General features: G+C 55.1%; 20 protein-coding genes. 12 read left to right on the plus strand and 8 right to left on the minus strand.

Annotated features, from left to right (window positions below; genetic code table 11):
* Positions 1–7: 7 nt before the first annotated feature.
* A complete protein-coding gene (locus RTX96_RS18290; protein WP_312671739.1) occupies positions 8–904 on the minus strand; it encodes a sugar kinase in 897 nt (298 codons plus the stop codon).
* Positions 905–1071: 167 nt separating this feature from the next.
* On the opposite strand from RTX96_RS18290, the gene yihU reads away from it, so the two are divergent.
* Genes yihU through RTX96_RS18320 form a run of 6 tightly spaced genes read left to right on the plus strand, consistent with a single transcriptional unit; the run spans position 1072 to position 9051 of the window.
* Entirely contained in the window at positions 1072–1962 is an 891-nt protein-coding gene (yihU, locus tag RTX96_RS18295; RefSeq protein WP_312671740.1) for a sulfolactaldehyde 3-reductase, read from the plus strand.
* Between the two features lie 20 nt (positions 1963–1982).
* Entirely contained in the window at positions 1983–2858 is an 876-nt protein-coding gene (gene yihT / locus RTX96_RS18300; RefSeq protein WP_312671741.1) for a sulfofructosephosphate aldolase, read from the plus strand.
* 14 nt (positions 2859–2872) lie between these two features.
* Positions 2873–4114 carry a sulfoquinovose isomerase gene (gene yihS / locus RTX96_RS18305; protein ID WP_312671742.1) on the plus strand — a complete coding sequence of 414 codons (1242 nt, stop codon included), beginning with the start codon at positions 2873–2875 and terminating at the stop codon, positions 4112–4114.
* Positions 4115–4130: 16 nt separating this feature from the next.
* Complete coding sequence (locus tag RTX96_RS18310) at positions 4131–6155, plus strand: alpha-glucosidase (protein ID WP_312671743.1); 2025 nt, start codon at positions 4131–4133, stop codon at positions 6153–6155.
* 45 nt (positions 6156–6200) lie between these two features.
* The gene (locus RTX96_RS18315; RefSeq protein WP_312671744.1) at positions 6201–7583 is read left to right on the plus strand and encodes an MFS transporter; all 1383 of its coding nucleotides are present in this window, start codon (positions 6201–6203) and stop codon (positions 7581–7583) included.
* 43 nt (positions 7584–7626) lie between these two features.
* On the plus strand, positions 7627–9051 hold the full coding sequence (locus RTX96_RS18320; RefSeq protein ID WP_312671745.1) for an MFS transporter: 1425 nt from the start codon (positions 7627–7629) through the stop codon (positions 9049–9051).
* A gap of 48 nt (positions 9052–9099) precedes the next feature.
* On the opposite strand, the gene typA is transcribed toward RTX96_RS18320, so the two are convergent.
* Complete coding sequence (typA, locus tag RTX96_RS18325; protein ID WP_103821711.1) at positions 9100–10923, minus strand: ribosome-dependent GTPase TypA; 1824 nt, start codon at positions 10921–10923, stop codon at positions 9100–9102.
* 372 nt (positions 10924–11295) lie between these two features.
* Here typA and glnA point away from each other — a divergent pair, with 372 nt between their 5' ends.
* The 3 genes from glnA to glnG all read left to right on the plus strand — a co-directional run bounded on the left by glnA (position 11296) and on the right by glnG (position 15378).
* Entirely contained in the window at positions 11296–12705 is a 1410-nt protein-coding gene (gene glnA, locus RTX96_RS18330) for a glutamate--ammonia ligase (protein WP_103821712.1), read from the plus strand.
* Positions 12706–12907: 202 nt separating this feature from the next.
* On the plus strand, positions 12908–13957 hold the full coding sequence (gene glnL, locus RTX96_RS18335; RefSeq protein ID WP_103821713.1) for a nitrogen regulation protein NR(II): 1050 nt from the start codon (positions 12908–12910) through the stop codon (positions 13955–13957).
* Between the two features lie 11 nt (positions 13958–13968).
* Positions 13969–15378: a nitrogen regulation protein NR(I) gene (gene glnG / locus RTX96_RS18340; RefSeq protein WP_103821714.1), complete on the plus strand. Its 1410-nt coding sequence runs from the start codon at positions 13969–13971 to the stop codon at positions 15376–15378.
* 53 nt (positions 15379–15431) lie between these two features.
* Here the strand turns inward: glnG and hemN are convergent, their stop codons facing one another.
* Complete coding sequence (hemN, locus tag RTX96_RS18345) at positions 15432–16805, minus strand: oxygen-independent coproporphyrinogen III oxidase (RefSeq protein WP_312671746.1); 1374 nt, start codon at positions 16803–16805, stop codon at positions 15432–15434.
* Positions 16806–17005: 200 nt separating this feature from the next.
* Positions 17006–17521, minus strand: coding sequence for a Der GTPase-activating protein YihI (gene yihI, locus RTX96_RS18350; protein ID WP_103821723.1), 516 nt, complete (start codon positions 17519–17521; stop codon positions 17006–17008).
* A 586-nt stretch (positions 17522–18107) separates the two neighbouring features.
* Between yihI and yihA the strand changes: the two genes are divergently transcribed.
* On the plus strand, positions 18108–18740 hold the full coding sequence (gene yihA / locus RTX96_RS18355) for a ribosome biogenesis GTP-binding protein YihA/YsxC (protein ID WP_181016670.1): 633 nt from the start codon (positions 18108–18110) through the stop codon (positions 18738–18740).
* A 259-nt stretch (positions 18741–18999) separates the two neighbouring features.
* Here yihA and polA read toward each other — a convergent pair whose 3' ends face one another.
* From polA to RTX96_RS18375, 4 genes are all read right to left on the minus strand, one after another.
* A complete protein-coding gene (gene polA, locus RTX96_RS18360; protein WP_312671747.1) occupies positions 19000–21786 on the minus strand; it encodes a DNA polymerase I in 2787 nt (928 codons plus the stop codon).
* A 412-nt stretch (positions 21787–22198) separates the two neighbouring features.
* Positions 22199–22822 (minus strand): thiol:disulfide interchange protein DsbA, encoded by a 624-nt coding sequence (dsbA, locus tag RTX96_RS18365; RefSeq protein WP_268106321.1) that lies wholly within the window; start codon positions 22820–22822, stop codon positions 22199–22201.
* Positions 22823–22849: 27 nt separating this feature from the next.
* Positions 22850–23836, minus strand: a complete 987-nt coding sequence (locus RTX96_RS18370) for a serine/threonine protein kinase (RefSeq protein WP_312671748.1) — start codon at positions 23834–23836, stop codon at positions 22850–22852.
* 76 nt (positions 23837–23912) lie between these two features.
* Positions 23913–24182: a YihD family protein gene (locus RTX96_RS18375; protein ID WP_103821720.1), complete on the minus strand. Its 270-nt coding sequence runs from the start codon at positions 24180–24182 to the stop codon at positions 23913–23915.
* A 70-nt stretch (positions 24183–24252) separates the two neighbouring features.
* Between RTX96_RS18375 and mobA the strand changes: the two genes are divergently transcribed.
* On the plus strand, positions 24253–24837 hold the full coding sequence (gene mobA / locus RTX96_RS18380) for a molybdenum cofactor guanylyltransferase MobA (protein WP_312671749.1): 585 nt from the start codon (positions 24253–24255) through the stop codon (positions 24835–24837).
* Positions 24834–25346 carry a molybdopterin-guanine dinucleotide biosynthesis protein MobB gene (mobB, locus tag RTX96_RS18385; protein WP_312671750.1) on the plus strand — a complete coding sequence of 171 codons (513 nt, stop codon included), beginning with the start codon at positions 24834–24836 and terminating at the stop codon, positions 25344–25346. Before mobA ends, mobB begins: the two co-directional genes overlap by 4 nt.
* Positions 25347–25485: the final 139 nt, after the last annotated feature.

Below are 25485 nucleotides of genomic sequence, written 5' to 3' on the forward strand. Positions count from 1 at the left end.
TCGCATTTTATACAAAAAGTGACAAAAAAGAGCGGGTTTGATCGTGGTCTGGGATCCCCGCTCGGCCACCGGGGCGCGTGCATTTCAGCGCTGCGACGGCACTAGCAAAACGTACGGCTTCCCCTACAGGCTTACTCCACGCTAGCCCTAACGCCAGCGCGCCATGAAATACATCGCCCGCGCCAGTGGTATCGACCACGTTCACGGCGAAGCTGGGCTGATGGCAGAGCTGCCCATTCTGCAGCCAGAAGCAGCCTTCAGATCCTTGAGTGACATATACGTGTCCATTTGTGAGCGTTTGTGCTTTTTTTAACGCAACGGCGGCGGATTCTTCTTTTGTTAAGCGCCGCAGACCGGGCGCAGAAAAGGCAGCATGGTCGCTTAGCGCGATGAGATCGGCGATATCTTGCGGCGTAACGTCGGCATCCAGTACCGTGGTTACCCCGTACTGACGGGCCAGAGTAAATGCTCGCTTCGCCCCGTCGTGCCAGCGAACGTCTGCCAGTACTACATCCCACTGCGAGAAATCGATAGCGTTGAGCCAGTCCGCTGCTTCCGGCAGATCGGAGCTAGGATAATTGGCGATAATGCGCTCGCCTGCCGTATCCACCAGCACAGCAGACTGCGACGATCGTGCCTCCTGTACCACACGGGTAAAGCGGGTACTTACTCCCAAGGATTCCAGCTCCGAAAGCAGCCGAGTTCCGGTGTCGTCGTCACCCACTCGGCCAATAAAGTCCACTTTTGCGCCCAACTTTGCCGCCGCCACTGCAGCAGTCGCCGCCGGGCCGCCGCCCACTTCCGTATAGTTATTTGCCACATATTTACCTCCTTCCTTCGGTAAATCATCGAGATACCAGATGCGATCTAATACGGCGATACCAACACAAGCGATTCGAGTCATGGTGTTTCCTTCTGCGTTTCTGATGCGCTCATTTTAATTTCACCAAATGTTTAAAAAGTGACATGTGTCAATTTTTCGACCATAAATTACAAATACGATCAAAATTAGACAACAATAACGGTCATTAATTGACAAATTACGACATCCACTCATCTCAGGAGAGCAATATGCCGGTCATAGCATTTATAGGTTTAGGTCAGATGGGCGCACCAATGGCGAGAAATCTCCTTAAGCAAGGTCACACGCTGCAGGTTTTTGATGTCGATCTCCGGGCGATACGGGCGCTAGTGGATAAGGGCGCAAGTGCGGCAGCTACGCCAGCCGAGGCGGCAAAGGGTGCTGAGTTCGTTATCACTATGCTGCCGAACGGCGATCTCGTGCGAACAGTGCTATTTGGCGAAAACGGCGTCTGCGAACAGTTATCCCGCGAGGCGCTGGTGATTGATATGTCGACTATCCATCCGCTGCAGACGGATGCGCTTATCGGCGAGATGACAGAACGTGGCTTCAGCATGATGGACGTCCCGGTGGGCCGCACTTCCGATCACGCCGTGGCAGGCACGCTGCTGCTGTTGGCTGGCGGAACGCCACAGCAGGTCGAACGTGCCACGCCGGTGTTAATGGCGATGGGTAACGAACTCATTAATGCGGGCGGGCCGGGTATGGGCATTCGCGTCAAGCTTATCAACAACTATATGAGCATTGCTCTTAATGCACTCTCCGCCGAGGCTGCGGTGCTGTGCGAGGCGCTGGGCCTCTCCTTTGACGTAGCGCTAAAGGTAATGAGCGGTACGCCAGCAGGCAGAGGGCATTTCACTACCTCGTGGGCAAACAAGGTACTGAAGGGCGATCTTTCACCAGCGTTTATGATCGATCTCGCCCATAAAGATCTCGGTATTGCATTGGACGTAGCCAATCAGCTGCACGTGCCTATACCGCTCGGTGCAGCTTCTCGCGAGGTCTACAACCAGGCGCGTGCTGCAGGGCGTGGTCGCGAAGACTGGACAGCCCTTCTCGAACATGTGCGGGCAACAGCCGGACTGAAACAGACACATTAAATCAGTAAAAGGACTGAAGAATGACGAACTATACCCTCAACGCTATCACCCGTCCTTCCGGCGGCTTCGCCATGCTGGCGGTTGATCAGCGTGAAGCCATGCGCCTGATGTTTGCCGCCGCTGGTACCCCGATACCAGTCAGCGACCAGCAGCTGACCGACTTCAAGGTCAATGCAACAAAGATCCTTTCGCCCTACGCCTCCGCTGTGCTGGTGGATAACCAGTTCTGCTACCGCCAGGTGGTCGAGCAACACGCCGTGGCGCAAAGCTGCGCGATGATTGTAGCCGCCGACGAATTCATCCCTGGCAACGGCATTCCGGTGGATAGCGTGGTTATTGACCGCAGTATTGATGCGCAGAGGGTTAAGCGCAACGGTGGCAAAGCGCTAAAGCTGCTGGTGCTGTGGCGAAGCGATGAAGATCCACAGCAACGTCTGGAGATGGTAAAGGCATTCAACCATCTATGCCATAGCAACGGCCTCGTCAGCATCATCGAGCCAGTGGTACGCCCGCCACGTCGTGGGGCCGAGTTTGACCGCGAGCAGGCGATCATCAATGCGGCGAAAGAACTGGGCGATAGCGGGGCCGACCTCTACAAGGTGGAGATGCCGCTGTTTGGTAAGGGCACGCAGCAGGAGCTATTGACGGCCTCGCAGAAGCTGAACGAGAACATCGGCATGCCGTGGGTGATCCTCTCCTCCGGCGTGGATGATAAGTTATTCCCGCGCGCGGTGAGCGTGGCGATGCAGGCAGGTGCGTCGGGCTTTTTAGCCGGTCGCGCGGTCTGGTCCTCGGTGATTGGCCTGCCGGATACCGAGCTGATGCTCCGCGATATTTCCGTACCCAAACTGCAGCGTCTGGGTGAGATCGTTGACGAAATGATGGCTCGCCGCTGAGAAAGGACCCGAATATGAAATGGTTTAACACCCTGAGCCACAACCGCTGGCTCGAACAAGAGACCGACCGCATTCTCGATTTCGGCAAAAACGCCGCTGTCCCGACCGGCTTTGGCTGGCTGGGCAATAACGGGCAGGTGCGCAGCGATATGGGTACCCATCTGTGGATCACCGCCCGCATGCTGCACGTGTACGCGGTGGCGGCGAACATGGGGCGTCCCGGCGCGTATTCCCTGGTTGAGCACGGCATAAAGGCCCTCAACGGCCCGCTGCGCGACAAACAGCACGGCGGCTGGTACGCCTGCGTAAACGATGAAGGCGTGGTGGATGCTTCCAAGCAGGGCTATCAGCATTTCTTCGTGCTGCTGGGCGCGGCGAGCGCCGTCACCACTGGCCACCCGGAGGCCCGCACGTTGCTGGACGACGCCATCGAGGTGATTGAGCATTACTTCTGGAGCGAACAGGAGCAGATGTGTCTCGAATCCTGGGACGAGGCCTTCAGCAAAACGGAAGATTACCGTGGCGGCAACGCCAACATGCACGCCGTTGAGGCCTTCCTGATCGTCTATGACGTCACGCACGACCGTAAATGGCTCGACCGCGCCCTGCGCATCGCCTCGGTGATTATTCACGACGTGGCGCGCAAAGGGGAGTACCGCGTTAACGAGCACTTCGACACTCACTGGAACCCGATCCGCGATTACAACATCGATAATCCTGCCCACCGTTTCCGCGCCTACGGTGGTACGCCGGGGCACTGGATCGAGTGGGGCCGCCTGATGCTGCACCTGCGCGCCGCGCTGGAAGCCCGCTTTGAAACCCCGCCAGAGTGGCTGCTGGAAGATGCAAAAGGATTGTTCCACGCCACTATCCGTGATGCCTGGGCTCCGGACGGGGCGGATGGTTTTGTCTACTCCGTGGGCTGGGACGGCAAGCCAATCGTGCGCGAACGCGTGCGCTGGCCGATTGTCGAGGCGATGGGTACGGCCTATGCGCTTTATACCGTGACCGGCGAGGCGCAGTACGAAGCCTGGTATCAGAAATGGTGGGATTACTGCATCACATACCTGATGGACTACGAGAATGGCTCGTGGTGGCAAGAGCTGGATACTAACAACAAAGTGACCACTAAAGTCTGGGACGGCAAGCAGGATATTTACCATCTGCTGCACTGTCTGGTGATCCCGCGCCTGCCGCTGGCGCCGGGCTTAGCGCCTGCCGTAGCCGCCGGATTACTGGATAGCCTGGCTAAATAATAAAGACGGAGTTTTTATGCGTACCCTACACAATATTGACCTGAAAAATAACGAAAGTGGTTTCACCCTGCGCTGGCAGGACCGTCTGATTTTATCCCATTCCACCGATGCGCCTTGCCTGTGGATAGGCGCAGGTGAGGCGGATATCGAGATGTTTCGCGGCAACTTCAGCATCAAAGACAAGCTCAACGAAAAAATTGCTCTGACGGACGCGACCGTCACGCAGCAAAGCGCGGGCTGGGCGATCCGCTTTACCCGCGGCGATGCGGTGAGTGCGACACTGCTGGTGGGCGTGGATACGGAAGGCCGTCTGGAGCTTAAGCTGAAAAACGATGCCACCAGCCATAACCGCATCTGGCTGCGGCTGGCGGCCCAGCCTGACGATCACATTTACGGCTGCGGCGAGCAGTTCTCTTACTTCGATCTACGCGGCAAGCCGTTCCCGCTGTGGACCAGCGAGCAGGGCGTGGGCCGCAACAAGCAAACCTACGTCACCTGGCAGGCAGACTGTAAAGAGAACGCGGGCGGCGATTACTACTGGACCTTCTTCCCGCAGCCTACCTTCGTGAGCACCCAGAAGTACTACTGCCACGTGGACAACAGCTGCTACATGAACTTCGACTTCAGCGCGCCGGACTTCCACGAGCTGGCCTTCTGGGAAGATAACGCCACGCTGCGCTTCGAATGTGCGCAAACCTACGTCGATCTGCTGGAAAAACTGACCGGCCTGCTGGGGCGTCAGCCTGAGCTGCCGGACTGGGTTTACGACGGCGTGACGCTGGGCATTCAGGGCGGCACCGAGGTGTGCCAGCAGAAGCTCGACGTTATGCGCAAGGGCGGTGTGAAGGTTAACGGTATCTGGGCGCAGGACTGGTCCGGTATCCGCATGACCTCCTTCGGTAAACGGGTGATGTGGGACTGGAAATGGAACAGCGAACTGTATCCACAGCTTGACGAGCGCATTCCGCAGTGGAAACAGGAGGGTGTGCAGTTCCTCTCCTATATCAATCCGTATGTCGCCAGCGATCGGGATTTATGCGAAGAGGCGGCCGCGCGTGGCTATCTGACCAAAAATGTCGACGGCCAGGATTATCACGTTGAGTTCGGTGAGTTCTACGCGGGCGTTATCGACCTCACCAATCCGGAAGCCTACCACTGGTACAAAGAGGTCATTAAAAAGAACCTGATTGAGCTGGGCTGCGGCGGCTGGATGGCCGATTTCGGCGAGTATCTGCCGACCGACACCTTCCTACACAACGGCGTCAGCGCGGAGATAATGCATAACGCCTGGCCTGCTTTGTGGGCGAAATGTAACTACGAGGCGCTGGAAGAGACCGGCAAGCTGGGGGAGATCCTGTTCTTCATGCGTGCGGGCTATACCGGTAGCCAGAAACACTCCGTGATGATGTGGGCGGGCGATCAGAACGTCGACTGGAGCCTGGATGATGGGCTCGCCTCCGTGGTCCCTGCTGCGCTATCTCTGGCGATGACTGGACACGGTCTGCACCACAGCGATATCGGCGGCTATACCACTCTATTCGATATGAAACGCAGTAAAGAGCTACTGCTACGCTGGTGCGACTTCAGTGCCTTTACCCCGATGATGCGCACCCATGAAGGAAACCGTCCTGGCGATAACTGGCAGTTTGACGGTGACGCCGAAACGATTGCGCATTTCGCACGGATGACCACCGTCTTTACCACTCTGAAGCCGTATATCAAAGCCGCCGTCGCGCAGAACGCAATGAGTGGCCTGTCGGTGATGCGTCCGCTGTTCCTGCACTACGAGGACGATGCACGTACCTATACGCTGAAATATCAGTATCTGTTTGGTCGCGATCTGCTGGTCGCTCCTGTTTATGAAGCGGGCCGCAGCGAGTGGACGCTCTATTTGCCAGAGGATCGCTGGGTGAATGCGTGGACAGGTGAAACGCACCGCGGCGGTGACATCACTGTTGCCGCCCCGCTTGGCAGACCACCGGTCTTTTATCGCCAGCAAAGCGAATGGGCGTCGCTGTTTGGCTCCCTACGTCATATCTGATCAGGCTCGCCCGCAGGGCAACCTGCGGGCAGATGGAGAAAAATAATGAGTCAACCATCATCTGACCCGGCAACCCTACGCCTGCCGTTTAAAGAAAAACTTGCTTACGGGATGGGCGATCTCGGCTCTAACATCCTGCTGGATATTGGTACGCTGTATCTGCTGAAGTTTTATACCGACGTGCTGGGACTGCCTGGCACCTATGGCGGGATCATCTTCCTGATTGCGAAATTCTTCACCGCCTTCACCGACATGGGCACCGGGATCATGCTCGACTCCCGGCGCAAGATCGGCCCAAAAGGAAAATTCCGTCCGTTCGTGCTGTATGCCGCCTTCCCGGTAACGCTGCTGGCGATTGCCAACTTCGTCGGCACGCCGTTTGAGATCACGGGTAAAACGGTGATGGCGACGGTGCTGTTCATGCTGTACGGCCTGTTCTTCAGCATGATGAACTGCTCCTACGGTGCGATGGTACCCGCCATTACCAAAAACCCGAACGAGCGCGCCTCGCTGGCCGCCTGGCGACAGGGCGGTGCCACGCTTGGCCTGCTGCTCTGTACCGTAGGTTTTGTCCCAGTGATGAACCTGATTGAAGGCAACGATCGGTTTGGCTATATCTTTGCCGCTACCCTCTTCTCGCTGTTCGGGCTGTTCTTTATGTGGTGGTGCTACAAAGGCGTGACCGAACGTTATGTCGAGACGCAGCCTGCTAACTCCACGCAAAAACCGGGGCTGTTGCAGTCGTTTCGCGCCATTGCCGGTAATCGTCCGCTGTTTATTCTGTGCATCGCCAACCTGTGCACGTTAGGGGCGTTTAACGTCAAACTCGCCATTCAGGTTTACTATACGCAGTATGTGCTGAACGATCCGATCCTGTTGTCGTATATGGGTTTCTTCAGCATGGGCTGCATTTTTATCGGCGTATTTATGATGCCCGGTGCGGTACGTCGCTTCGGTAAGAAGAAGGTCTATATCACTGGCCTCCTGCTCTGGGTAGCAGGCGATCTCCTTAACTATTTCTATGGCGGCGGCTCAGTCAGCTTTGTGGCGTTCTCCTGCCTGGCGTTCTTCGGCTCGGCGTTTGTGAACAGCCTGAACTGGGCCCTGGTCTCTGATACCGTGGAATACGGCGAGTGGCGTACCGGCGTGCGCTCCGAGGGGACGGTCTATACCGGTTTTACCTTCTTCCGGAAGGTATCGCAGGCGCTGGCGGGCTTCTTCCCAGGGATCATGCTCACGCAGATCGGCTATGTGCCCAACGTGGTGCAATCCGCCGGAACGGTTGAAGGCCTGCGGCAGTTGATTTTCATCTACCCCAGTATCCTGGCGGTGATCACCATTGTAGCGATGGGATGCTTCTATAACCTTAACGAGAAAATGTATGTGCGCATCGTTAAGGAGATAGAACTGCGTAAGCGTCCGGCCTGAATAACTTGAGATAGCGCTCTTCAGGGCGCTATGAGGATCGACTATGAACCGCCTCCCTGATCCATTGACCCTAAAACTAAGCCTGCGCGAAAAATGTGCCTATGGAATGGGCGATTTTGGCTCGAACCTAATGCTCTGTATTGGCACACTCTATTTGCTAAAGTTTTATACCGATGAGTTAGGTATGCCTGCATTTTACGGCGGGATTATCTTCCTGGTAGCAAAGTTTTTCACGGCGTTTACCGATATGCTGACTGGCGTGTTGCTGGACTCCCGACGCAACATGAGCGTAAGAGGAAAATTCAGGCCGTTTATTCTTTACGCTTCCATACCCGTCGCCCTGGTGGCTACGGCGCAGTTTATGACAAATCATTTTAGCCTGACGGTGAAAACGGCCATTGCTACTGTGCTGTTTATGTTATTTGGCCTGTTTTATAGCCTAATGAATTGCTCCTATGGAGCTATGGTTCCTGCCATCACCAAAAACCCGAATGAGCGTGCCCACCTTGCCGCCTGGCGTCAGGGCGGGGCCACGGTAGGGTTATTGCTCTGTACCGTTGGCTTTATGCCGATTCAAGCACTGTTTGTGAGCCAGCCGTCTCTAGGCTATTTTGTTGCGGCTCTGATCTTTACCACCTGTGGGCTGCTCTGTATGTGGTGGTGCTACAGCGGCGTGAAAGAGCGCTACGTCGAAATCACGCCCAGTCACCACAAGCCGAGTATTGTAAAGTCGTTCTGCGCTATCTTTCGAAATCCACCGCTGTTGGTGCTATGTCTGGCTAACCTCTGTACGTTAGCCGCGTTTAATATCAAACTTGCGATCCAGGTTTATTATACCCAGTACGTGCTCAACGATATTAAGCTGCTCTCATGGATGGGCTTTTTCAGTATGAGCTGTATCTTGATGGGCGTACTCCTGGTGCCCGTCGCGGTAAAACGCTTTGGTAAGAAGCAGGTCTATTTAGGCGGGCTGATGCTATGGGCGATAGGCGACATACTGAACTATATCTGGGGCAGCAGTTCGCTATGGTTTGTACTCTTTTCCTGCATGGCGTTTTTCGGGACCGCCTTTGTAAATAGCCTGAACTGGGCCCTGGTACCGGATACCGTAGACTATGGCGAGTGGAAAACAGGTATCCGTGCAGAGGGGTCGGTCTATACCGGCTATACTTTCTCACGCAAGATCTCTGCCGCGCTTGCCGGTTTCCTGCCGGGCATCATGCTGATGGAAATTGGTTATATTCCTAATGCCGTGCAAAGCGCCGCTACGCTATTGGGCTTACGTCAGCTGATATTCCTCTGGCCTTGCGGACTGGCGATAATGGCTGCCGTTATCATGGGACTTTTCTATAAGCTCAATGAACAGCGTTTCGCTTTTATTATCGCTGAAATTGCGCAACGCAAAAAATCCGCTTTCTCCGCCAGCGATACCAAAGACCGAGCGACTCCCCCTGCCCGCATTGCATAAAAAAAGCCGCTGAATATCAGCGGCTTTTATCGTCATGCGAAAAACAGATTACGCGTCGCGAGGACCACGCATCGCACGTTTACGGTCGTTCTCGGTCAGGTGACGTTTACGGATACGGACAGAGGTCGGGGTGACTTCTACCAGTTCGTCGTCATCGATGAACTCAAGCGCCTGCTCCAGAGACATTTTGATCGGCGGAACCAGAACCGTTGCTTCGTCGGTACCCGACGCACGCATGTTGGTCAGTTTCTTACCGGTCAGACAGTTTACGGTCAGGTCGTTAGAACGGCTGTGAATACCGATGATCTGGCCTTCATACACTTCAGCACCGTGACCCAGGAAGAGCTTACCGCGATCCTGCAGGCTGAACAGCGCGAATGCGACTGCTTTACCCTGGCCGTTGGAGATCAGCACGCCGTTGTTACGCTGGCCGATTTCGCCCGGACGCACGTCGTCGTAGTGGCTGAAGGTGGAGTACAGCAGACCGGTACCGGAGGTCATGGTCATGAACTCGGTACGGAAGCCGATCAGGCCACGTGCCGGGATCAGGTAGTCCAGACGAATACGGCCTTTACCGTCAGGGATCATGTCTTTGACATCGCCCTTACGCTCGCCCATCGCCTGCATAACCGCGCCCTGATGCTGCTCTTCGATATCCAGCGTCACGTTCTCGAACGGCTCTTGCATACGGCCATCGATCATACGGTTGATAACTTTCGGACGGGACACAGCCAGTTCGAAGCCTTCACGACGCATGTTTTCGATCAGTACAGAGAGGTGCAGCTCGCCACGACCGGATACGCGGAATGCGTCCGCATCTTCAGTCTCTTCTACACGCAGCGCCACGTTGTGCACCAGCTCTTTGTTCAGACGGTCAAGGATCTGACGCGAAGTCACAAACTTACCTTCTTTACCGCAGAACGGTGAGGTGTTGACGTTGAAGAACATGGTTACGGTCGGCTCATCAACAGAGAGTGCCGGCAGCGCTTCGACGTTTTGCGGATCGCAAAGGGTGTCGGAGATGTTCAGCTCGCCCAGACCGGTGATCGCGATGATATCGCCTGCTTCAGCTTCGGTGGACTCAATACGCTCCAGACCGAGGTGGGTCAGTACTTTACCCACTTTACCGTTGCGCGTTTTACCTTCGCTGTCGATCAGGGTGATCTGCTGGTTCGGCTTCACCTTACCGCGCTTGATGCGGCCGATGCCGATAACGCCAACGTAGTTGTTGTAGTCCAGCTGGGAGATCTGCATCTGGAACGGACCGTCAAGGTCAACGTTCGGCGCCGGGACGTGGTCAACGATCGCCTGATACAGCGGGGTCATATCTTCCGCCATGTCAGTGTGGTCGTTACCCGCAATGCCCTGCAGGGCCGATGCGTAGATGATCGGGAAGTCCAGCTGCTCGTCGGTGGCGTCGAGGTTAACGAACAGATCGAAGACCTGATCGACAACCCAGTCAGGACGCGCGCCCGGACGGTCAACCTTGTTGATAACGACAATTGGCTTCAGGCCATGCGCAAACGCTTTTTTCGTTACAAAGCGGGTCTGCGGCATCGGGCCGTCCATAGCATCGACCACCAGCAGTACGGAGTCTACCATGGACATGACACGTTCAACTTCACCACCGAAGTCGGCGTGACCCGGGGTATCAACGATGTTGATACGGTAGTCATTCCATTTAATAGCGGTGTTTTTCGCGAGGATGGTAATCCCACGCTCTTTCTCCAAATCGTTGGAGTCCATCACGCGTTCGGTCGTCTCAGCACGTTCGCTGAAGGTACCGGATTGCTGCAGCAGCTTGTCAACCAGGGTCGTTTTACCGTGGTCAACGTGCGCAATGATGGCGATGTTACGCAAATTTTCGATCACAACTTTGCCTCAGGCATTAGAAATAGCGCGTTATTGTACACGTATTAATCGCAGTACAGAACAGGATCACAAAGAACCTTTACAAACAATATAGAAAGTAGGGCTTTGTGATCGGTTTCACGGAGCGGTAGAGAGCCGCCTTAATGTAAATTGCACCAATATAGTGCACTACGATCGCGCAGATGCACTATATTGATGCAAGATATCCATTATGGTGCAGCCCTTTTGCACTATGACGTGCATGATAGCGCCTTTTGGGGGTGTTTTAAAAGTTGGCACAGATTTCGCTTTATCTTATGCAAGGCGATTATGCCACTTATAAAGTGTAGAACCTCGTTACCACGACGACCAAAAATTCCGGGAGAGTTAAGTATGTCCGCTGAACACGTTTTGACGATGCTGAACGAACATGAAGTGAAGTTTATCGATCTGCGCTTCACTGATACCAAAGGTAAAGAGCAGCATGTCACTATCCCAGCTCATCAGGTTAATGCTGACTTCTTTGAAGAAGGCAAAATGTTTGATGGTTCTTCGATTGGTGGCTGGAAAGGCATCAACGAATCCGACATGGTACTGATGCCGGACGCCTCTACCGCTGTTATTGACCCGTTCTTCGAAGAGTCTACCCTGATTATCCGTTGCGATATCCTTGAGCCAGGCACGCTGCAGGGCTACGATCGCGACCCGCGCTCCATCGCTAAACGCGCTGAAGAGTACCTGCGCTCCACCGGCATCGCAGACACCGTTCTGTTCGGGCCAGAGCCAGAGTTCTTCCTGTTCGACGACGTTCGCTTTGGTGCCAACATCTCCGGTTCCCACGTAGCTATCGACGATATCGAAGGCGCATGGAACACCTCCACCAAATACGAAGGTGGTAACAAAGGTCACCGTCCGGCAGTGAAAGGCGGTTACTTCCCGGTTCCGCCGGTTGACTCCTCTCAGGACATCCGCTCTACCATGTGTCTGGTAATGGAAGAGATGGGCCTGGTGGTTGAAGCACACCACCACGAAGTGGCAACCGCAGGTCAGAACGAAGTGGCGACCCGCTTCAACACCATGACCAAAAAAGCGGACGAAATTCAGATCTACAAATATGTCGTGCACAACGTTGCGCACCGCTTCGGCAAAACCGCGACCTTTATGCCAAAACCGATGTTCGGCGATAACGGCTCCGGCATGCACTGCCACATGTCTCTGTCTAAGAACGGTACCAACCTGTTCTCTGGCGACAAATATGCTGGCCTGTCTGAAGAAGCCCTGTACTACATTGGCGGCGTAATCAAACACGCAAAAGCGATCAACGCCCTGGCGAACCCGACCACCAACTCCTACAAGCGTCTGGTCCCGGGTTACGAAGCACCGGTTATGCTGGCCTACTCTGCCCGTAACCGCTCTGCCTCTATCCGTATTCCGGTAGTGACCTCGCCGAAAGCGCGTCGTATCGAAGTGCGCTTCCCGGACCCGGCTGCTAACCCGTACCTGTGCTTCGCTGCCCTGCTGATGGCTGGCCTTGACGGTATCAAGAACAAGATCCACCCGGGCGAAGCAATGGACAAAAACCTGTACGACCTGCCGCCGGAAGAGGCGAAAGAAGTACCGCAGGTTGCTGGCTCCCTGGAAGAGGCCCTGCAGGCGCTTGATGCAGACCGCGAGTTCCTGACCGCAGGCGGCGTATTCACTAACGACGCGATCGATGCCTACATCGCCCTGCGTATTGAAGAGAACGACCGCGTTCGCATGACGCCGCACCCGGTTGAGTTCGAACTCTACTACAGCGTTTAATTTTTTATTGAGTAATGCTCAGCCAATTTTTGCTCCGGCCCTGCTGGAGCAAAAAAGACGCCGAGAATTTTAGTTGCCGTGGAAACTTTAGCCCATCCCTGATGGGCTTTTTTCTCCGCCAACAATCTGATATTACGCGCTTTTTAACCATAAAAAGCTATAATGCACTAAAACAGTGCAACTCATTTCAGGAGACTGCTTAATGGCAACTGGCACGCTGCCCGATGCTGGGCAGATCCTCAACTCTTTAATCAACAGCATTCTACTGGTTGATGACGAGCTGGCGATTCACTACGCGAACCCCGCCGCTCAGCAGCTGCTGGCACAAAGCTCACGCAAGCTGTTTGGTACACCCCTGCCGGAGCTGCTGAGCTACTTCTCCTTGAACGTCGCCCTGATGCAGGAGAGCCTGGAGGCCGGACAAGGGTTCACGGATAACGAAGTCACCCTGGTGATCGATGCCCGCTCGCACATTCTCTCCGTGACGGCACAGAGGCTGCCTGAGGGGCTGATCCTGCTGGAGATGGCACCGATGGATAACCAGCGCCGCCTGAGCCAGGAGCAGCTTCAGCAGGCCCAGCAGGTCGCCGCACGCGATCTGGTCCGCGGCCTTGCCCATGAGATTAAAAACCCGCTGGGTGGCCTGCGCGGTGCAGCGCAGCTGCTGAGCAAAGCGCTGCCCGATCCGGCGCTAACCGAGTACACCAAAGTCATTATTGAGCAGGCGGACCGGCTGCGTAACCTGGTGGATCGCCTGCTGGGGCCGCAGCATCCGGGTATGCATGTGACCGAGAGCATTCATAAAGTCGCCGAGCGCGTGGTGAAGCTGGTCTCGATGGAGCTGCCGGAGAACGTCACCCTGGTGCGTGATTATGATCCCAGCCTGCCGGAGCTACCGCACGATCCCGATCAGATTGAGCAGGTTCTGCTGAATATCGTGCGCAACGCCCTGCAGGCGCTGGGGCCAGAGGGCGGCGAAATTACGCTGCGCACGCGCACGGCCTTCCAGCTCACGCTGCACGGCACGCGCTATCGTCTGGCGGCACGTATTGACGTTGAGGACAACGGGCCGGGTATCCCGTCACACCTGCAGGACACGCTATTTTATCCGATGGTGAGCGGGCGCGAAGGTGGGACCGGGCTTGGGCTGTCAATTGCCCGCAGTTTGATTGATCAACACTCCGGCAAAATTGAATTTACCAGTTGGCCGGGTCATACCGAGTTTTCGGTTTACCTGCCAATTAAAAAATAAAGGTGACGATGATGCAACGAGGGATAGCGTGGATTGTTGATGACGATAGCTCCATTCGCTGGGTGCTTGAACGCGCCCTGACGGGGGCTGGCTTGAGTTGTACAACATTTGAAAGTGGTAACGAGGTGCTCGACGCGCTGACCACCAAAACCCCGGACGTGCTGCTGTCGGATATTCGCATGCCGGGCATGGACGGTCTGGCGCTGCTGAAGCAGATCAAACAGCGTCACCCTATGCTCCCGGTCATCATTATGACTGCGCACTCCGATCTCGACGCGGCCGTTAGCGCCTACCAGCAGGGAGCCTTTGACTACCTGCCTAAACCGTTCGACATCGACGAGGCGGTCGCGCTGGTTGAGCGAGCCATCAGCCACTACCAGGAGCAACAGCAGCCGCGCAACGTGCAGGTGTTTGGCCCGACAGCGGATATCATCGGCGAAGCGCCCGCGATGCAGGACGTGTTTCGCATCATTGGCCGCCTCTCCCGCTCCTCGATTAGCGTGCTGATCAACGGCGAGTCCGGGACCGGTAAAGAGCTGGTCGCCCATGCGCTGCATCGCCATAGTCCACGGGTTAAAGCGCCCTTTATCGCCCTCAACATGGCTGCTATTCCAAAGGATCTTATTGAGTCCGAGCTGTTTGGTCATGAGAAGGGGGCGTTTACCGGCGCAAATACCGTCCGACAGGGGCGTTTTGAGCAGGCCGACGGCGGCACGCTGTTCCTGGACGAGATTGGCGATATGCCGCTGGACGTGCAGACGCGCCTGTTACGCGTGCTGGCGGACGGACAGTTTTACCGCGTCGGCGGCTATGCCCCGGTGAAAGTAGACGTGCGCATCATTGCCGCCACCCATCAGAACCTTGAGCTGCGGGTGCAGGAGGGTAAGTTCCGGGAGGATCTCTTCCATCGTCTGAACGTGATCCGCGTGCATCTCCCGCCCCTGCGTGAGCGCCGGGAAGATATCCCCCGCCTGGCGCGTCATTTTTTACAGGTGGCCGCCCGCGAGCTGGGCGTAGAAGCCAAGCAGCTGCATCCGGAGACCGAGGCGGCGTTGACCCGCGTCGCCTGGCCAGGCAACGTCCGTCAGCTAGAGAACACCTGCCGCTGGCTGACGGTGATGGCCGCGGGTCAGGAGGTGCTGATCCAGGATCTCCCCAGCGAGCTGTTTGAAACCACGATACCCGACAGCCCGACTCAGACGCTGCCGGATAACTGGGCCACGCTGCTGGCGCAGTGGGCGGACCGCGCGCTGCGTTCCGGTCATCAAAACCTGCTCTCTGAGGCGCAACCGGAGATGGAGCGTACTCTGCTCACTACCGCCCTGCGTCATACCCAGGGACATAAGCAGGAAGCCGCAAGATTGCTCGGCTGGGGACGTAATACCCTGACGCGCAAGCTGAAAGAGTTAGGGATGGAGTAGCAGATAAAACGCCCGGTGGCGCGATGCCTACCGGGCATACAGATCCTGATCTGTTAAATCACGCGAGAGAACTGCTGCAGTCGCGCCTTCTGGCGTAGATAGGCATCAAAGCACATGCAGATATTGCGGATCAGCAGTCGGCCTTTCGCCGTCACCTGAATGCCGTGCGCATCCACCGCCACCAGCCCGTCTTTTGCTAACGGGGCAAGCAAGTTTAAATCTTCCGCAAAGTAGTCGGCGAAATCGAGATCCCACTCTTTTTCTACCGCACTAAAATCCAGACGGAAGTTGCAGATCAGCGACTTGATGACATCCCGGCGGATGCAGTCATCTCTTGTCAGGGCAATGCCCCGCCACAGTGCATTACCGGTCTCATCTACCTGCTGATAGTAGTGCTTCAGCTCTTTCTGGTTCTGCGCGTAGCAGTCGCCAATCATGCTGATGGCTGAAACGCCCATGCCCAGCAGGTCACTATCGCCCTGGGTGGTATAGCCCTGAAAGTTACGGTGCAGTACCCCTTCGCGCTGGGCCACGGCCAGCTCGTCATCCGGGCGTGCAAAGTGATCCATACCGATGAACTGATAGCCCTCCTCGGTGAGCGAGGTAATCGTCTGCTGCAGAATATCCAGCTTCTGCTGCGCCGAGGGCAGATCGGCGTCCTTAATCTTCCGCTGCGCAGCGAAGAGCGTCGGCAGGTGCGCATAGTTGAATACGCTCAGCCTATCGGGGTTTAGCTCTCCGACACGTTTCAGGGTGAAGGCGAAGCTCTCCGGCGTCTGCTTCGGCAGACCGTAGATCAGATCGATATTGGTAGAGGTGAAGCCAATCTCGCGCGCATGCCGTAACAGCGCAAAGATAAACGCTTCATCCTGCTCCCGGTTGACCAGCCGCTGCACCTCTTTGTTGAAGTCCTGCACGCCCATGCTCAGGCGGTTAAAGCCCTCGGCGCGCAGATGGTCGAGCACGTTCAGCTCGATCTCACGCGGGTCAACCTCAATAGAGATTTCGGCATCGGCGTTAAAATTGAAGTGGTGGCGCAGCAGCCCCATCAGGCGACTAATTTGCGCTTTGTTCAGGTAGGTAGGCGTCCCGCCGCCCCAGTGCAGCTGGCTGACCCGGCGACCGGTAAACAGCGGCGCGCGGTGGATAATTTCCTGCTCAAGCGCGTCGAGATACTGGTCTGCCTTATGCTGCTGGCGGGTGACGATCTTATTGCAGCCGCAGAAGTAGCACAGCCGGTGACAGAACGGGATATGCACGTAGAGCGACAGCGCACGCTCAGGATAGCGAGCAACGGCCTGCTGAAAATCCGCTTCGCCAAAGGTATCGGCGAACTCAAGGGCGGTCGGGTATGAGGTATAACGCGGCCCGGAATAGTTATATTTCTGGATCAGGGCCAGATCCCAGTCGATTAACTGCGAAGACATGCTCACTCCTTCGGGTAGCGCCGCTGACGACGACGACGGCCTGGCCTGCCTCCATGACGAAGTGCAAGCCGGTTGCGCAGCCATTTCTGTCGCTGCGACAACCGTCGTAGTTTAACGAATAACCACGCCAGATAACACATAACCGGAAGGGTTATAAGCAGGACGAGCAAGCCCATGCTGTAAAGCGAGTTGTCCAGGGATTAGTTGCCGCCTTTGAGCAGGCGCATCATATCCTCTTTCTCCTCTTCCTCTTCTTCGTCTTCTTCATCGTCATAGGAGAGACCGAGCTGCTGCATCAGCGCGTCAATGCGGTCCAGTTTAGCGTCAACCCACGCCTGATCTTCTGCGCTCAGGGTGTCGCCATCCTCCAGACGTTCCAGCAGCGCATCCAGGCGCTCATCAGTTTCCAGCATATCCAGTTCAGCCTGCGGTGAAAGCATAGGTTTCTCGCTCTTAGGTTTTTGCTGACGCGTGACCGGAGTAGCTGTTACGCCCAACGGTACGGGGGTTTTACTGCCGATACGGGGATCTTTCTGCTGCTTCTGGCCACGAGAGCCGGATGCGCTATCGTTGCCGGTAGCACGGCTGCCTGCCGCGTTGCCGCGATGCTTTTTCTCACGCTTACGGTCGCGAGCTTCCTGATTGATTTCATCGCGCGTTTTGCGGCGCGCTTTTGCGGGGCCTTTGCCACGCGGAGACGATGCGGGTTTATTCATCATAGTTGGTCTTTAAGCCGTTTTATTCAGTATAGAATTGCGGCGGAATCTAGCAGAAAGCAAGCAAAGAAAAAAGGCGACAGAGTAAACTGTCGCCTTTTTTCTTGACCACCCACCCTCAGCGGGTTAACTATTCCGTGTTTGCTTACAACCGACCCTGTTTATCCCTTAGCATGAACGTTCCCTGTTGCGGTCCATTTCCCTGTGTATCACGTCTCCTGACGTTTGCCATCCTGGCTATCCAGCGTCTTCGCCTCCTGGCGCTCCTGACCCCTTTTCCTTAAGTCACAATCCCCGGCGCTCCTCGCCTTTGCCAGATACTTTACCTTGTTCAAAAAAAGTGACAAGACGCAAAAAGGCATAAAAGGCTAAATTCGGAAAATTCTAATCAATCAACTATTTGATTTAAAAGGAATTCACCCTTTCTGAAACCTGCAATTACTCTGAAATATCGCAAGCGTAGAGTCGTCAATATCTTACAGGGTCTATAGCCAGCGCGGCAGTCAAAGAGGGATGGCGAGAAAAGCCGCCTTTTTCCTGCGTTCAGGTATAATCCCCCAAAGCTTTACTTATGGAGACGACCGCTTTGACTAATTTGAATTATCAACAGACGCACTTTGTCACCAGCGCGCCTGATATTCGCCACTTACCTGCCGATACCGGAATAGAAGTGGCCTTTGCCGGCCGTTCCAACGCGGGTAAATCGAGCGCCCTGAACACCCTGACCCATCAGAAGAGCCTGGCACGCACCTCCAAGACGCCGGGCCGTACCCAGCTGATCAACCTGTTTGAAGTGGCAGACGGCAAGCGTCTTGTTGACCTGCCCGGCTACGGCTACGCCGAAGTGCCGGAAGAGATGAAGATCAAATGGCAGCGCGCGCTGGGCGAATATCTGGAGAAGCGTCAGTGTCTGCAGGGCGTGGTGATCCTGATGGACATTCGCCATCCGCTCAAGGATCTCGATCAGCAGATGATCCAGTGGGCCGTTGAGAGCAATATTCAGGTACTGGTGCTGCTGACCAAGGCCGATAAGCTGGCGAGCGGTGCGCGGAAGTCACAGTTGAATATGGTGCGTGAAGCGGTTCTGGCCTTTAACGGTGACGTTCAGGTTGAAGCGTTTTCATCCCTGAAGAAGCTGGGCGTGGACAAGCTGCGGGCGAAGCTGGATAGCTGGTTTAGCGATTTAACGCCGGTAACGGAAGCGGACGCCGAAGCGTAAGCCAATAAAAAACGCCCCAGTCATTACTGACTGGGGCGGCTAAATATTCAGCCAAATCCGATTACGTGAAGTAAAAGGTCTGAAAGATAGAACATCTTACCTCTGTACCCTACGCCTTTAACTCTACTCTTTTTTTAGACAGTTACAAACGCTTTTTGTAATTTTTTTTCATTCTTTACATAGGTAATTCTAATGATCATCACAAAAAGCTCTATCTTATGTTGCTTACTTACATAAAACCGCGTCATTGCCCCAGAGCTTAGTGCGCGAGATCCCAGTTTTCACCACTGCCCACCTCCACCAGCAACGGAACATCCAGCTGGGTGCTGTTCTCCATCAGCTCATGGATCTTCTGGGAAACCTGGTCCACATCGTCTTTATGCACTTCAAACACCAGTTCATCGTGAACCTGCATAATCATACGCACGCGCGGCTGCGCCGCCTGTAGCCAGGCATCCACGGCTATCATTGCCCGCTTGATGATATCTGCCGCCGTGCCCTGCATCGGAGCGTTAATCGCAGCACGCTCAGCGCCAGCGCGGCGCGCAGCATTGCTGGATTTGATGTCCGGCAGATAGAGGCGACGCCCCTCTAACGTTTCAACGTAGCCCTGCTCTTTCGCCTGGGCACGGGTGCGCTCCATATACTCACGCACGCCCGGATAGCGCTCAAAGTAGAGATCCATGTAACGCTGCGACTCTTTGCGCGGGATGTTTAGCTGGCGCGACAGACCAAAAGCGCTCATGCCGTAGATCAGACCAAAGTTGATCGCCTTCGCGCTGCGGCGCTGATCGTTCGATACGCTCTCTAGCGGCATGCCAAATACCTCAGCCGCCGTGGCGCGGTGGATATCCTGACCCTCGGCAAAGGCGGAGAGTAGCCCTTTATCGCGCGACAGGTGCGCCATAATGCGTAGCTCGATCTGTGAGTAGTCCGCAGAGACGATGACGTAATCCTCCGGGGCGATAAACGCCTGGCGGATGCGTCGTCCCTCCTCGTTACGCACGGGGATATTCTGCAGGTTCGGATCGGTGGAGGAGAGCCGTCCTGTTGCGGTGACCGCCTGGTGGTAGGAGGTGTGCACGCGCCCGGTTTTAGGGTTGATCATCAGCGGCAGCTTATCGGTATAGGTCGATTTCAGCTTTGACAGCCCGCGATGCTCCAGAATGACCTTCGGCAGCGGATAGTCCAGCGCCAGCTCTTCCAGTACCTCTTCAGAGGTTGACGGTGCGCCGCCCGGCGTCTTCTTCAGCGGCTTAATGCCCTGCTTTTCAAACAGGATAACCTGCAGCTGTTTGGTTGAAGAGAGGTTAAACGCTTCGCCAGCGATCTCATGGGCCTTTTTCTCCAGCTCGGCCAGACGCAGGGTGATCTCACCGGAGTGCTTGTGCAGTACCGCCGGATCGATCTTCACTCCGTTACGCTCGATGCGAGAGAGCACCGGCACCAGCGGCATCTCAATGTTCTGGAAAATATTCAGCGGGCCCGCATGCTTCTCCAGCTTTGGCCACATCTTAAGATGCAGCTGCAGGGTGACGTCAGCGTCTTCCGCCGCATAGTGCCCGGCCTCTTCCAGTGCAATCTGGTTAAAGGTCAGCTGGTTTTTACCTTTGCCAGCGATCTGCTCAAAGGTCACGGTCTGGTGCTTCAGCCAGCGATCGGAGAGGCTGTCCATATCATGACGTCCGGCAACGCTGTCGAGAATATAAGACTCGAGCATGGTGTCAAAAGCGATGCCGCGCAGCTCAATGCCGTAGTTCTGTAAAATGCCGCGATCGAATTTCAGGTTCTGCCCCACCTTCAACGCTTTTTCATCTTCCAGAATCGGCTTTAACAGCTCCAGAACCCGCTCGCGGGAGAGCTGCTCTGGTGCATCCAGGTAGTCGTGGGCAACCGGCACGTAGGCCGCCAGGCCCGGCTCCGTAGCAAACGACAGCCCCACCAGCTGGGCGCTGACATTGTCCAGGCTATCCGTTTCGGTATCGAAGGCAAACACCGGCGCCTTTTTCAGCCGCGCAATCCACTCGTTCAGCGTCGGCTCATCAAGGATGGTGACATAGTGCTCTGCGGAGAGCGGCGTGGCTGGCTCATCATCTTCAACTTCAACGACCGGGGCGGCCTGTGGCTTCGCGGCCGGTTTTGCCCCTTTACCCTGCAGCCATGTCCCCGCTTCAACATCCGCCGTCCAGCGTTTGAATTCGTATCGTTTAAACAGGCTCAGCAGCTCATCTGCAGCAGGCTGCTGTACCGTCAGCTGTTCACAGGTGAGATCCAGCTCAACGTCGGTCTTGATGGTCGCCAGCTGATAGGAGAGACGGGCAACCTCTTTATTCTGCTCCAGCTTCGCCGCCATCGTTTTTGCGCCGCGGAAGCTGAGGCTGGCAATTTTATCGGACTCATTAAGCAGCATTTCCAGACCGCCCAGCCCCTGCAGCAGCGCCTGCGCCGTTTTTTCACCCACGCCAGGCACGCCGGGGATGTTATCGGAGGAGTCACCCATCAGGGCAAGAAAATCGATGATCAGCTCAGGCGGCACGCCATATTTTGCGATCACCTCCTCCGGGCCGAGAATGGTGTTGGTCATGGTGTTAATCAGCGTCACGTTCGGCGTGACCAGCTGAGCCATATCTTTATCACCGGTGCTGATGAGTACCGGGCGTCCCATTTTTTCGGCCTCGAGGGCTAGCGTACCGATAACATCATCCGCCTCAACGCCGGAAATGGCCATCAGCGGCAGGCCCATCGCTTTGACCATCGCATGCAGCGGCTCTATCTGCGAGCGCAAATCATCAGGCATTGGCGGACGGTGGGATTTATAGTGCTCAAACAGTTCGTCACGGAAGGTCTTCCCTTTAGCATCGAACACCACCGCGGCATGCGTAGGCTGATACTGCAGGATCAAGCTTCTGAGCATGTTCAGCACCCCATACATTGCGCCGGTTGGCTCTCCCGCGCTATTGGTCAGCGGTGGGAACGCGTGATAAGCGCGATAGAGGTATGACGAGCCATCAACGAGGATTAGCGGGTTTTCTGGGATCTGAACCATGTTATCCGTGCCTGTTTAATAATTTATGGTTAAAGGATGCCACATACCGGACGAAAACTTGAGTTTTTCGCGGTAATTCGTGGAAAAGATTTCCGGATCGTCGCGATCGTTCGCATTATTATCCTGTGGATAACTTTGTGCATGCTTTTTTGCTGAAGAAATAATAGACCATGTAAAATTGGCGGGGTTGTTTATTTTTCTTTTAATATTATAGAGATATAAAAAGGATCGCGATCCTTATGTCCGTTAAGCGGCAGTTTACTCCATGTGGATATAAGCTTTTGCCCATGCGTTTGATTGGTACGGCGAGCCGTCAGTTAACCTTAATTCGTCCTGCGGGCTGTTTTTGAACAACATCAATATGTCGTACTACAGAAAGGATAAAAAAGCCGGTCATTGACCGGCTTTATGATTACTTCTGGCCAACCAGATATTTTACCGTTGCAGCATACTGCTGGACGAAAACGTCCATGCTGCTGGTATCCATTCCCTGCGGGTTAACCTGATACTTGCCGTTGACAAACATGGCTGGAACGCCCTGCAGCTGCAGATCGGCAGCCGCTTTCTCCTGCTGGGCAACCAGAGATTTCACCACAAAGCTGTTCCACGCGGCATCGTAGTCTTCGCCTTTAATACCCGCATCAACAAATACCTTACGGATATCGGCTACGGAGGTGACGGTCTGGGTTTTCTGCACCGCTTCAAACATCGGAGCGGTGATCTTATCTTCTACACCCAGCGCCATCGCGACAGCCCAGGCCTGAGTCAGATCTTTACCCAAGGGACCCAGAAACTCGACGTGGTATTTCGTCATTTTAGTGCCTTCCGGCAGCTGCTGTTTCACCGTATCAGAAACGTGCCATACGCGTTCAAAATCGTAGCAGTGCGGGCAGTAGAAGGAGAAGAACTCCAGCACCTGCGGCTCTCCCACCGCCGGTTTATCAAGGGCGATGTACTGTTTTCCTTCGGTAAACTGAGCCGCAGACGCGCTAAATGCCAGAATGAGACCTGCCAGCGCCAGCCAAATTTTCTTCATGGTTAATACTCTCCTGAAAGTGTCAAATTAATACATCGGCGTAAGTTGCAGAGGCGGTTCTTGCAGAACCTTAACCTGCTCAATAAAAGTCAGAGTTTGCCTGTGCCAATAGTCTTCCCCGGTAAGCCACGGGAAATTTTTGGGGAATGCGGGATCGTCCCAGCGGCGGATCAGCCATGCCAGATAATAGACCATACGCATGGCGCGTAAAGGTTCGATGAGCGCGATTTCATTAGTATTGAACTCGCTAAACTCTTCATAGGCCTCAATAATCGTCTCAAGCTGCATACGCCGCTCGGCTTTGTCGCCGTTGAGCAGCATCCACAGATCCTGAACCGCAGGGCCGTTACGCGCATCGTCGAGATCGACAAACAGTGGCCCGTCACGCCAGAGAATGTTCCCGGCATGACAATCGCCATGAAGGCGCAGCAGATCGAAACGCGTATGCCACTGCGCCATTACCGCCTCGATAAGGGAATCCGTGGCGTTAAGAAACGCTGCTTTCAGACCAGAGGGAATAAGCGCCGACTGTTCGAAGAGTTTACGAGGCTCAATCAGGTACTCATTGACGTCAATAGAGGGGCGGTGGGTGAAGACTTTTTTACGCCCGGTTTGATGCAGGCGGCCAAGATAGCGCGCAACCCACTCCATCTGATCCAGATTATCGGCTTCGAACTGACGACCGCCGAGGCTGGGGAATATGGCGTAGCAGTATCCCTGATGGGTCAGCAGCGTCTGGCCGTTAAATTCAAGCGGGGCCGCAACCGGAACCTCATCGTTCATCAGCTCATGGGCGAACTGGTGCTCTTCGCTGATTTGCGCTACCGACCAGCGCTGCGGACGATAGAATTTCACCACGTAACGGCGGCGATCTTCATCCTGAAATTGATAGACACGGTTTTCGTAGCTGTTAAGTGGGGTAAGGCCGGAATCCACCCGGATCCCCTGTTCAAACAGCGCATCCATGATGGTATCCGGGTGTAGCGTCTGGAAAGTAAAAGCGTTGTCGTTCATCCCATCATCCGGAAAATACTACGAATAGTTCAGGATATCATTTCGTAGCGTTTTCCGTTGCACCACTTACAACCTTTTACTCTTTAATTACGCCCCGGGCGCGCAGCAGGGCTGTTTTGAAATCTTCTTCGTAATCTTTCTGAATACCAGGAATAACAGCATCCTTTGCTGCGTCGCGCATTTTAAGGTGATAGATCAGGATGTCGTCAGAAAGATCGGTTAACTCACCGTCATAGCCTGACTCCTGCGCCAGTTTTTGCAAAAATTGCATCAGGTTAAGCTCGGGCTCCTTTTGCCAGGCGGGCTGGAGGAGTTCAATAACTTCGTTCAGACGTTTACATTTCATGGCCAGTGCTCCTTACTCTTGAGAGAGACACGTTAGCAGGGTCAAACCCACAATAAAAGAGGCGATATTAGTGAATAGTGGACTAGACATTACGGGTGTCGTACTGGCTGGCGGCAGAGCGTCGCGTATGGGTGGGGAAGACAAAGGATTATTGCTGCTCAACGGCATTCCACTTTGGCAGCATGTTGCAAGCAGGCTGGCTACGCAGGTAGATCATGTTGTATTAAGCGCTAACCGCAACCTTGATCGCTATAGGGCAAGCGGTCTGATGGTCATTGAAGATACGCTGGATAACTTCCCCGGTCCGTTAGCCGGTATGCTGGCCGTTATGCAACAGACCACTGCCGACTGGTTCCTGTTTTGTCCGTGCGATACCCCAGGCATACCATCCGATTTGGCAGCGCGGTTGGCTTCTGAACGTAGGGATGCGCCAGTAGTATGGGTGTCCGACGGTGAGCGCGATCATCCCACCGTTGCACTGGTTCATCGCCAGGCGATCCCGCAGCTTACGGCTTATTTGGCATCCGGTGAGCGGCGGGTAATGGTATTTATGCGCCAGGCGGGAGGCCATGCCGTGGACTTTAGTAATTGCCGGTCGGCATTTATTAATATCAATACGCCGGACGATCTCACCGGCAGGCAGGAGAAAAAATGAAGCCGATCCTCGCGATAGCCGCATGGAGTGGTACAGGGAAAACCACGCTGCTTAAGCAGCTGATCCCCGCTCTCTGTGAACGGGGCATCCGTCCCGGCCTGATTAAGCATACGCATCATAATATGGATGTCGATAAGCCCGGCAAGGATAGCTATGAGTTACGCAAGGCGGGTGCGGCACAAACGCTTGTGGCCAGCCAGCAGCGGTGGGCCCTGATGACCGAGACGCCGGATGAAGCGCCGTTAAACTTAACGTTTCTGGCCAGCAGAATGGATCGCACGAAATTAGATCTGGTGCTGGTAGAGGGCTTCAAGCATGAGCCGGTGGCGAAAATTCTGCTGTTTCGGGCAGATGCCGGGCATCGGCTGGAGGAGCTGGAGATCGATGACAATGTGATTGCGATCGCCAGTGATGTCGCGATCGACGCTGCCGTTCCAGTGCTGGATTTGAAGGATGTGGCTGGGATAGCTGATTTTATAGAGCTGTGGTTAAAGCGACAGAGTCATTAAGGCAGGATAGGTAGCGTTTGTAGGCCGGGCAAATGTAATGCCGCCCGGCGTTTATCTGCCGCAACGCAAAAAGGCCATCCTTACGGATGGCCTTCTGCTTTGTTTGATGCCTGGCAGTTCCCTACTCTCGCATGGGGAG

Origin of the sequence: Pseudescherichia sp. (genome assembly GCF_032052675.1) — a bacterium.
GTDB lineage: Bacteria > Pseudomonadota > Gammaproteobacteria > Enterobacterales > Enterobacteriaceae > Pseudescherichia.

Excerpts from the sequence above, each read along its gene's own strand:
- yihU (WP_312671740.1), top strand. The coding sequence starts at position 1,072 with ATGCCGGTCATAGCATTTATAGGTTTAGGTCAGATGGGCGCACCAATG.
- polA (WP_312671747.1), bottom strand. The coding sequence starts at position 21,786 with ATGGTTCAGATCCCAGAAAACCCGCTAATCCTCGTTGATGGCTCGTCA.
- glnA (WP_103821712.1), top strand. The coding sequence starts at position 11,296 with ATGTCCGCTGAACACGTTTTGACGATGCTGAACGAACATGAAGTGAAG.
- RTX96_RS18315 (WP_312671744.1), top strand. The coding sequence starts at position 6,201 with ATGAGTCAACCATCATCTGACCCGGCAACCCTACGCCTGCCGTTTAAA.
- RTX96_RS18310 (WP_312671743.1), top strand. The coding sequence starts at position 4,131 with ATGCGTACCCTACACAATATTGACCTGAAAAATAACGAAAGTGGTTTC.
- hemN (WP_312671746.1), bottom strand. The coding sequence starts at position 16,805 with ATGTCTTCGCAGTTAATCGACTGGGATCTGGCCCTGATCCAGAAATAT.
- glnG (WP_103821714.1), top strand. The coding sequence starts at position 13,969 with ATGCAACGAGGGATAGCGTGGATTGTTGATGACGATAGCTCCATTCGC.
- RTX96_RS18290 (WP_312671739.1), bottom strand. The coding sequence starts at position 904 with ATGACTCGAATCGCTTGTGTTGGTATCGCCGTATTAGATCGCATCTGG.
- yihI (WP_103821723.1), bottom strand. The coding sequence starts at position 17,521 with ATGAATAAACCCGCATCGTCTCCGCGTGGCAAAGGCCCCGCAAAAGCG.
- RTX96_RS18370 (WP_312671748.1), bottom strand. The coding sequence starts at position 23,836 with ATGAACGACAACGCTTTTACTTTCCAGACGCTACACCCGGATACCATC.
- dsbA (WP_268106321.1), bottom strand. The coding sequence starts at position 22,822 with ATGAAGAAAATTTGGCTGGCGCTGGCAGGTCTCATTCTGGCATTTAGC.
- mobB (WP_312671750.1), top strand. The coding sequence starts at position 24,834 with ATGAAGCCGATCCTCGCGATAGCCGCATGGAGTGGTACAGGGAAAACC.
- yihT (WP_312671741.1), top strand. The coding sequence starts at position 1,983 with ATGACGAACTATACCCTCAACGCTATCACCCGTCCTTCCGGCGGCTTC.
- glnL (WP_103821713.1), top strand. The coding sequence starts at position 12,908 with ATGGCAACTGGCACGCTGCCCGATGCTGGGCAGATCCTCAACTCTTTA.
- yihS (WP_312671742.1), top strand. The coding sequence starts at position 2,873 with ATGAAATGGTTTAACACCCTGAGCCACAACCGCTGGCTCGAACAAGAG.
- RTX96_RS18320 (WP_312671745.1), top strand. The coding sequence starts at position 7,627 with ATGAACCGCCTCCCTGATCCATTGACCCTAAAACTAAGCCTGCGCGAA.
- RTX96_RS18375 (WP_103821720.1), bottom strand. The coding sequence starts at position 24,182 with ATGAAATGTAAACGTCTGAACGAAGTTATTGAACTCCTCCAGCCCGCC.